The sequence below is a fragment of the Pseudolactococcus piscium genome, assembly GCF_002441695.1.
Classification (GTDB): Bacteria; Bacillota; Bacilli; order Lactobacillales; family Streptococcaceae; genus Pseudolactococcus; species Pseudolactococcus piscium.
In genome coordinates this window covers 1-8,259 of sequence record NZ_JXJW01000034.1, presented here as the reverse complement: position 1 = coordinate 8,259, position 8,259 = coordinate 1, and the positions used below count along the sequence as shown (strand labels likewise).

11 protein-coding genes are annotated in these 8,259 nt (G+C 35.7%); all 11 read left to right on the top strand.

The window, feature by feature from the left end; genetic code table 11:
- Positions 1 to 35: 35 nt before the first annotated feature.
- The 11 genes from RU86_RS11315 to RU86_RS11260 all read left to right on the top strand — a co-directional run bounded on the left by RU86_RS11315 (position 36) and on the right by RU86_RS11260 (position 8,204).
- Positions 36 to 1,481: a hypothetical protein gene (locus RU86_RS11315; RefSeq protein ID WP_096815395.1), complete on the top strand. Its 1,446-nt coding sequence runs from the start codon at positions 36 to 38 to the stop codon at positions 1,479 to 1,481.
- A 9-nt stretch (positions 1,482 to 1,490) separates the two neighbouring features.
- Positions 1,491 to 1,673 carry a hypothetical protein gene (locus RU86_RS11310; protein ID WP_096815394.1) on the top strand — a complete coding sequence of 61 codons (183 nt, stop codon included), beginning with the start codon at positions 1,491 to 1,493 and terminating at the stop codon, positions 1,671 to 1,673.
- Positions 1,674 to 1,676: 3 nt separating this feature from the next.
- Positions 1,677 to 1,934: a hypothetical protein gene (locus RU86_RS11305; RefSeq protein WP_096815393.1), complete on the top strand. Its 258-nt coding sequence runs from the start codon at positions 1,677 to 1,679 to the stop codon at positions 1,932 to 1,934.
- Positions 1,927 to 2,196, top strand: a complete 270-nt coding sequence (locus tag RU86_RS11300; protein ID WP_096815392.1) for a DUF4176 domain-containing protein — start codon at positions 1,927 to 1,929, stop codon at positions 2,194 to 2,196. The genes RU86_RS11305 and RU86_RS11300 overlap by 8 nt, the downstream gene beginning before the upstream one ends.
- A 108-nt stretch (positions 2,197 to 2,304) precedes the next feature.
- Positions 2,305 to 3,006 carry a hypothetical protein gene (locus RU86_RS11295; RefSeq protein WP_096815391.1) on the top strand — a complete coding sequence of 234 codons (702 nt, stop codon included), beginning with the start codon at positions 2,305 to 2,307 and terminating at the stop codon, positions 3,004 to 3,006.
- Between the two features lie 16 nt (positions 3,007 to 3,022).
- Positions 3,023 to 3,388, top strand: a complete 366-nt coding sequence (locus tag RU86_RS11290) for a DUF7957 family protein (protein ID WP_096815390.1) — start codon at positions 3,023 to 3,025, stop codon at positions 3,386 to 3,388.
- A gap of 126 nt (positions 3,389 to 3,514) precedes the next feature.
- Entirely contained in the window at positions 3,515 to 4,339 is an 825-nt protein-coding gene (locus RU86_RS11285; RefSeq protein WP_281252135.1) for a DUF3114 domain-containing protein, read from the top strand.
- Positions 4,336 to 4,974 carry a hypothetical protein gene (locus RU86_RS11280; protein WP_096815388.1) on the top strand — a complete coding sequence of 213 codons (639 nt, stop codon included), beginning with the start codon at positions 4,336 to 4,338 and terminating at the stop codon, positions 4,972 to 4,974. Before RU86_RS11285 ends, RU86_RS11280 begins: the two co-directional genes overlap by 4 nt.
- A 733-nt stretch (positions 4,975 to 5,707) precedes the next feature.
- The gene (acpS, locus tag RU86_RS11270; RefSeq protein ID WP_096815386.1) at positions 5,708 to 6,073 is read left to right on the top strand and encodes a holo-ACP synthase; all 366 of its coding nucleotides are present in this window, start codon (positions 5,708 to 5,710) and stop codon (positions 6,071 to 6,073) included.
- Positions 6,074 to 6,076: 3 nt separating this feature from the next.
- Positions 6,077 to 7,204: an alanine racemase gene (gene alr / locus RU86_RS11265; protein WP_096815385.1), complete on the top strand. Its 1,128-nt coding sequence runs from the start codon at positions 6,077 to 6,079 to the stop codon at positions 7,202 to 7,204.
- Between the two features lie 151 nt (positions 7,205 to 7,355).
- Positions 7,356 to 8,204, top strand: a complete 849-nt coding sequence (locus RU86_RS11260) for a bifunctional methylenetetrahydrofolate dehydrogenase/methenyltetrahydrofolate cyclohydrolase (RefSeq protein ID WP_096815384.1) — start codon at positions 7,356 to 7,358, stop codon at positions 8,202 to 8,204.
- The last annotated feature ends 55 nt before the right edge of the window (positions 8,205 to 8,259 follow it).

The window sequence follows — 8,259 nt, the reverse complement described above, 5'->3', positions numbered from 1 at the left end:
TTAGAAAAACTCTATCAAGAAAGGAATAATTTAGCATGGTAATTTATGATAGTGGTGATTCAGACCTATTAATTCAGTCACTTTCTGAAAATTTAGGAAGTGCCACAGCCGTACTTGATAGCATCAACCAAGGTACGCAACATCTTAATTCGGTTATCGATTCTGGCGCATTATCTGGCGCAGCTTATCGAGCAGGCCAGAGTCTTTTTCAAACCTATATATCGCCAATGATTCAAAAATTAGCATCGGCTATTACAGATATTAAAGGTGATTTAGCGAGTTATAAAACAGCAGAACAAGAAGTTCGGTATTTAAGTTCACATCTGGATGAGGAAAAACTGAATGAAAAACTGGCAAATACAAATCGGCTGATTCAGTTGGTTGAACAAAAAATAGCAGCAGATAGACAAGTCATACAAAAATTTATGTCTAGTGGATTTGAAGGTGTGGCAAATGGACTTGCGGAATTACCTGGACTTGACAGACAGCTAGATAATTTAAAGCAACTCAAGCATGACTACGAAAAAAAATTGCTGGCACTTCAAACTTTTTCGAGTAGTACAAATTCCCTCTTTACAGATAGCCTTCAAGCCTTTAAATACGTTTTAAAAGGGGTTGATTTGATCAATCAGTCAACATCAAGCAGTGACGGTACGATTTCTTTTCCTGCTGGCGCAGACATGTCTTGGTTTACAAAACTTCAGGCTGAGAAATTTAGTTCAATCCTTTCTACAGAAAGTGAATTGATTAAAAAATATAAAAAAGAACCCGCCGCTATTGAAGCTATTAAAAATCTTAGCTCCAGTATGTCAATCTCAATTAAAGAAGCAGAAAAACTTTATCTTCAATTTCAAAAAATAGGGAAAAATAAAAATGAGTTAGATAAAATCAAAAAGAAAGTAAAGCTCACAAATGCTTATTTAGGAAATGCCCCTAAAGGTAAGGGAAGCGATAAACTGAAGGATTTTACTGCAAAAAAAATAACTGGAAACTACGGTTCTATTGAGATTCTTAAGCTTCAAAATACAAATAGTATTGTCAACGGGAAGCACTCAATTGTATCAAATACAAAATTTAGTAAAGGGACGTCTACTTCAGGAGAAAATATACATGTAGGAACAAATTGGGGAGGTTCTTCATCACTCGTATCGTTAAATTTAAATGAGTTCCGAATGCCCGTTCTTCCAGCTACAATAAATACAAAAGCAGACTTTAGTAAAAGTGATTTTTCATTTTACAAAGGGGCAAATGGTAGTGGGGAAATAAATGTTGGGGGTTCTGCTACTTTAACTGCTGTGGAAGGCAGTGGCGCTATCAATTTGAAGATTCCATTCATAGGTAAAAAAGTAACAATTGGAGGAAGTGTAAGTATATCTGCTGGAGCAAGCGGACATTTGTCTTCATCAAAAAAAGATGGATTTTCAGTTGGATTTAAATTGGGTTTAGGACCTGGCGCAGGGGTTAACTTTAAAGTAAAGTAGGAGGTTATTATGATTAAAAAACTATTTAACTTGTATGTTGATTTTTATATAGGTGATGATTCAAAAAATGGTAACGAACGTGTAGAAATGAAACGATTACTTTTTATAACTGTAAATATATTTTTTCTTTGGCTATTAGCTTCCCTATTTTTAACTATTTTTTTGAACTTTATAAACAGTATTGGAAGGTGAATTATGAAATTAATTATTGCAGATAAATATGAAAAACATTTAACGAAGCTCTCGTTTTTATATCTTATAGTTTTCTTCCTAACACAGTGGATATTCCATAATTATTTAAGCAGTGATGTGAGCCTATCCTTATTCCAAAAAGTTATAAGTGGTGCTTTGAGTGGCATTTGGTTAGTATCAGGTCCTATTTTCGGTACTACTGTTATTATACGTGGAAGGAAAATTATGAAGCAAAGAAAGGAAGAAAATATAAATGAGTAATAAAGAACAAAAATTAAACTATTTGGCTTTAGGTAGCGTAATTTTGCTTGAGGGTGGAGAAAAAAGACTGATAATTATTGGACGAAGACAGATTTCAAGTGAAACGAAGAAAGCATTCGATTATGTGGGCGTTTTATTTCCAGAAGGGTATCAATCTTCAGAAAACCTTTATTTGTTTAATCATTCGGATATTGAAAGTATTTTTCAATTAGGTTTGGTTGATAATGAAGAATTAAACTATCAAGCTTTTCTTAGTGAATGAATTATTTTAAATATTTCAGAACAAGCGTTAATAAGTAAATGGATAAAGGAAAACAGAGTCTTCCGATTGGATGAGGAAAAACCAAGAATTTCTTGATAATTTTCTACCATGGGAGATTTTGTCTTTTTCAATGATATCTACAGCTTAGCAACTGGTAAGGATTGGTTATCTGGAAGCAAAAAGAATAAGTTAGAATCTGCTGCTTGGTTAGCTTTAGCTGCATTTCCTGTTTCAAAGTTAAGTAAAATTGCTAAAGAATTAAAAGCAGGAAACAAACTCTTAAAAGGGGTAGATCTATCCGCAAAAGATTTAAGGATATTGCAAGATGCTGGATACTTTGGAGAATCTGCTACAAAAGGTGTTGCGAAAAATATTAGAAATGCTGATGAATTATCGAAAATTGGAAGTGCAAATGTTATAAAGAGAACTGATGCTGAGAAAGTTAATTCTAGTTTTCCTAAAGATTTTCAACCTCCTTATAAGCCAGGTACACTAGTTAATGAAATTGAGCTTACGGAAACTTCAAAAGTTGGAGAATTTGTTAGAGTTTATACTGAAGGAAAAACAACTCCTGCAGGGGGATGGGTTATGCTAAGAAAAGATATTGAGACATTGACCCCAGAACAGATACAAAGTAAATTTGCTTTACCATATAAGCCAACAAATGAAGTAGATGTTATACTACCTAAGGGAGCTAAGGTTCGGCAAGGTGTTGCAAATGAAGCTTTTGGTCATAAAGGTGGTGGAATACAATTTGATTTAAATGGAAAACGAATGGGAGAATTCATTAATCCTAGAACTATAAAATAGAAATGAGAATTATAAAATGTATAAAGTAGTTGAGAAAAAATTATTTATCGATAAAAATGAATGTTCTTTTGAATATGATATTGATGATGTTAAATATCAATCTGGAATTTATGTAGTATTATTAAATATTCCAAATGAAGTTGAAGAAGTTGATAATATATATGGAGTTAATGAATTTGGTAAGATTATTTGGAGAATTGAAAGTCCTTTAGTTGCGTTTGATATTAAACCAGAAGAACAAGGGTACAACTACTTTGCAAATAGTATTTATACTGGAATATTTGTTTTAGACAATAAATTCAGCGCGAATACCTTTTTTGGTATGAGTTATGATTTTGATTTTCTAACGGGTAAATTACTTAGTAAAAGAGGTCTGAAATAAGAACATTGGGGTAAAGCTGGTGTTAGTAGCTATCTGAAGTATGTAAACAAAAATGTTGCTACTAAGAAGGACCCAATTAAAGCACTTGATACAGCCTATTCACGTTTACATATTGTCGGTTCAGATGTGTTTAGTTTTGTGGTAAACAATGCTTATCCTTCTAGCAGTAAAACCAGATCTAAAGATACACTAGATATGGTCCATCATGTTCTAGGAGCAAAAGTTGATACGAATAATTTTTTACAACTAGAAACTATCTCCTCTGGGAAGTACAAGTTTCCTACTGAAAAGAAAGATGTCGCCCAATACTTTGAATTTACCAAAAACTATTCTTATATGATACAGGATAAGTATAAAGGTAGCTTATTGAAAGCAGCAAACTATTCAGAAGTAGACAAGACAATTGACCATCAGATGCGTTATTGGCTAGATAAACCAGTAATCGATTATATCAATAATATGCCTGTGCCTAAAGGTCAGACAAAAGCGTCTACTTATTTACAATTTCTAGACGATATAGGTATAACACCTGGTAACCCACAAGCGGGCTATCATAACAGGACGTCTGAGAATGATATTAAAATACCTGCTCCTAAAAATGAAAAAATCACTGCGGATCATGTGGAGATTATTTTCACTAATGGTGGGAAACAGACCGTTAGTATGTGGAATGAGTTACAAGTTGACAAAGGGACGAGACTTTATAAGTCTGATGCCAATCTTTATGAAGGTAGTTATCAGAATATAGCAAATACCGATTCAGCTAATTATGCGACACCTAAGTTTGATAATGATAAATTTAAAAATAGTGGAGGAGACCTTCATGATGCGTTAGACGTAGAATTTAAAAACAAATACGAATCGGATGTTAGACAAAAATCCAAGGAGGAATACAGCATTTTCAACAAATATAAAACTAATTTAGATGACTTGAGAGGGAATAGCAAATGAAAAATATCTTAAAGTCACGACCTATGAAGTTAACGCTTATATTAACACTACTTATTAGCACTTTAATTTGTATCTTCTCCTATTCACAAATTAAGTCTGGAATCAGTCAGGTATTAAAAAGTAATAAAGTAACACATATCAAAGTTGGAGAAACATATAAATTTGATTGGGTTAAACCTGGTGAAAAAAGAGAGAGTATACCTTTTGAGTTAATCAGACTGATAGATGAACAGAATTTTATTAAATTAAGTGACAATGCGCATCTATCTAAAGAATATTATGAAGAAGATCAGGATAATAAAGTAATTGCGTTAATAACTGGTACCTACACAAAAGAAGGAGATAATTTCATTCAAACTTCTTATCAATCCTACCAGATTTTATCATTTGATTCAGATATTGAGGTTAAAAAAGGTTCAAAAGGAGAAATAGGTGATTTTATGTCGAAAGAAGAAAAAGAATTTGAACCAAATAAAGGTGGGGGAGATGCACTTCAGAAATATAAAGGTAGTTACAGAATAAACTCCTCTAACTTGAAAGGGAGACCGTCAACCAATTTTGAAATATCAGATGTTAAGTTGCCAGACACTGCGGAAGAGGTTATTTCACAGTACAATTTGACTACAGATCAGTAATACTATTTTAGGTTGTATTGTAGAGTTTGTCTACATGTAATTTTCCGATATAATATCTTTTTCTATAAGTAAAAGAATTACTAAGTTTAAGTAGTTCTGTCTCTGTTAAAGAACGTGAAATTCTAAATCGTGCCATGATATCTTTTAATGTGATAGAGAGTTTTAAAAAAGTAGTTAATACCCTTTCGTTGGATTTAAGAGATCTAGAGAAATATCATAGAAATGATGTAATACCAAATGTAGATAAACTATTTAGGGATATACAGAAAACTTACGAGGAACCTGTTGATTACCGAGGCGCACGAAATTTGCAATATGACGATCCTGATTTTGAATGGGTAGCAAAAGGAAGATATGGTGGGAAATGGCGACGAAAAGATTCGGAACCAGAGAGTCGCTACAATGTATGGTCTCAACTTATCTCTGTAATGGTCTTCATTGTAGCTTCAATAATTGTTATGGCACTGTTAGTTTTTTTATCTAGATTATTATAGATTACAAACATGTTAATACTAAATTGTCTTAGGATTTAAATGAGCAAGTTAAAAAAACAAATACAAATCGTAAAATAATTTATTCTTTCTGATGATCTCGATGAATTGATTTAAACAGCTTGTAGATAAAGCTACTTCCCAGTTGACGTTTTACTACGCGCTGCAGCCATTTATGAGTTAGCTAAGTAAGTTCCGCTAAAAAATCCCATGATCAGGGATTTTTTTGTTATAATAAACATATGATTTATGGCAATGGTGTAGATAATATAGAACTCTCACGAATTGAAACCGCCTTAGCAAGAAATGCTAGGTTTGCAAAACGTGTGCTGACAGATAAAGAATTAGCTAAGTTTATGACCTTGTCAGGTCGCAGACAAATTGAATTTTTAGGTGGTAGATGGGCAGCCAAAGAAGCCTATGCTAAGGCATACGGTACTGGTATAGGTGGCCACGTTTCTTTTCAAGATTTGGAAGTCCTACCCAATCAGTTAGGTGCACCAAAATTTATCAGACATCCTTTTTCTGATAGAGGGGTTGCACATATTTCAATTAGTCATAGCAATTTGGAAGCTGTTGCGTTTGTTATTCTAGAAAGTCGTGAATAAATAATGAAACCAAGTACCCATCGCCCGACTCGGGCGATTATCAGTCTTACTGCAATTCAAGATAATATTAAACAATTTAAAGCGCATGTTGGCAAACAAACAGAGGTCTGGGCAGTTGTCAAAGCAAATGCCTATGGACATGGTGCGATTAGTGTCTCACAAAGTATCGATGAGCTAGTGGCAGGCTTTTGTGTGTCTAACCTCGATGAAGCAATCGAGCTTCGCAGTCATGGAACAGTCAAACCTATCCTGGTCTTAAGTGGTATCGTACCAGAAGATATTCATATTGCGGTCAATTTACGCTTGATCGTAACAGTCCCTTCACTGGACTGGTTTAAGTTGGTCTCTCAGCATCTTAAAGATGTAGACTGTGAACACTTGAGATTTCATATTAAAGTGGACTCTGGTATGGGGCGCATTGGTGTGACCACAGCTGAGGAAGCCAATCAAATCATTGCCCTAGCAGATGAACTTGGTGCAGACTTTGCTGGTGTTTTTACCCATTTCGCAACGGCAGATGAAGTTTCACAAGATAAATTTATTGACCAAAAAGAAAAATTTGAGACGATTGTCGCTAACCTGATACGTCGCCCAGCCTATGTGCATTCCAGTAATTCAGCTGCAGGCATCTGGCATAAAGAGACAGTGCAAGATATCGAACGTTTGGGTGATGTCATGTACGGCTTAAACCCAAGTGGTAAAGTGCTCGACATGCCCTATGATATTACGCCGGCTTTAGAATTGATTTCTGAATTGACGCATGTTAAACGCATTGCAAAAGGGGATACTGTCGGCTACGGTGCTGAGTTTGTCGCAGTTCAAGAGACCATCATCGGCACAGTTCCCATCGGGTATGCTGATGGCTGGACGCGTAACATGACCGGTTTTTATGTCTTAGTTGCAGGCAAGAGATGCCCGATTGTTGGTCGTATTTCTATGGACCAGATAACCATCGCGCTAGATGAGAAGTTACCCATCGGTACAAAAGTGACCTTGATTGGTCAGGATGATCAAGAGACGATTACAGTGGATGATGTCGCTGCTTATCGTGGCACGATTAATTATGAAGTGGTTTGTTTGCTAAGTGATCGGATCAAACGGATTTACCCAGATGGGTTAGCAGAACCTTGATTATTTAGCAGTTGACAGCGATGTTGTTAACTGCTGGATAGTTTAAAAACTGATTAGTAGGCATAGCCAGCTAAATTTTGAGACGCGCAGATTTTTGTTTTCAGCTCGTGATAAACGACTGATTAGTGATGCATGAAAAATGGAGAAGACAATGACTTTAATTGATGGTAAAGCGTTAGCAGACAAGATGGCAATTGCCTTAAAAGATAAGGTTGACGCCTTAAAAGCAAAAGGGGTAACACCTGGTTTGGTCGTTGTGCTAGTTGGGGAAAACCCAGCCAGCCAAGTCTATGTTAGAAATAAAGAACGTCGTGCACTAGCTGCTGGATTCAAATCAGAAATTATTCGCTTATCTGAGGAAACAAGTGAAAAAGACTTATTAGCCCTGATTGAACAGCTCAATCAGGATAGCCAGTGGCATGGTATTTTGGTGCAATTACCACTACCAGCTCATATCTCTGAAGGAAAAGTCTTACTTGCCATTGATCCTGAAAAGGATGTTGATGGCTTCCACCCTACTAATATGGGCTTGTTATGGTCAGGCAGCCCTGTCATGATGCCTTCAACACCTGCTGGGATCATGGTCATGTTAGATGAATATGGTGTTGACATAGCGGGTAAAACTGCGCTTGTTATCGGTCGATCAAATATCGTCGGTAAACCGATGGCACAAATGCTATTAGATAGACATGCGACGGTGACAATCGCACATTCACGGACTAAAAATCTTGCTGACCTAGCCAAACAAGCTGATATCCTAGTTGTCGCGATCGGTATGGGAAATTTTGTAACAGCTGATTTTGTCAAGCCAGGCGCTGTCGTGATTGATGTCGGTATGAACCGTGATGAGAATGGTAAATTGATTGGTGACGTTAAATTTGACGAAGTTGACCCAATCGCTAGTTTGATTACGCCAGTACCAGGTGGTGTTGGACCGATGACGATTACCATGTTGATGGAACAAACTTACGAAACAGCCAAGCGCACTTTAGGTAAATAAATAGACTGATCTTAGTCACGAAAAAGTGGCTCTATAATAAATCGTGTGGGAAATA

Bases quoted from the DNA above. Each gene is read 5' to 3' on its own strand.
- RU86_RS11305 (WP_096815393.1), top strand. From the start codon at position 1,677: ATGAAATTAATTATTGCAGATAAATATGAAAAACATTTAACGAAGCTC.
- RU86_RS11280 (WP_096815388.1), top strand. From the start codon at position 4,336: ATGAAAAATATCTTAAAGTCACGACCTATGAAGTTAACGCTTATATTA.
- RU86_RS11315 (WP_096815395.1), top strand. From the start codon at position 36: ATGGTAATTTATGATAGTGGTGATTCAGACCTATTAATTCAGTCACTT.
- RU86_RS11260 (WP_096815384.1), top strand. From the start codon at position 7,356: ATGACTTTAATTGATGGTAAAGCGTTAGCAGACAAGATGGCAATTGCC.
- alr (WP_096815385.1), top strand. From the start codon at position 6,077: ATGAAACCAAGTACCCATCGCCCGACTCGGGCGATTATCAGTCTTACT.
- RU86_RS11300 (WP_096815392.1), top strand. From the start codon at position 1,927: ATGAGTAATAAAGAACAAAAATTAAACTATTTGGCTTTAGGTAGCGTA.
- RU86_RS11290 (WP_096815390.1), top strand. From the start codon at position 3,023: ATGTATAAAGTAGTTGAGAAAAAATTATTTATCGATAAAAATGAATGT.
- acpS (WP_096815386.1), top strand. From the start codon at position 5,708: ATGATTTATGGCAATGGTGTAGATAATATAGAACTCTCACGAATTGAA.
- RU86_RS11310 (WP_096815394.1), top strand. From the start codon at position 1,491: ATGATTAAAAAACTATTTAACTTGTATGTTGATTTTTATATAGGTGAT.
- RU86_RS11295 (WP_096815391.1), top strand. From the start codon at position 2,305: ATGGGAGATTTTGTCTTTTTCAATGATATCTACAGCTTAGCAACTGGT.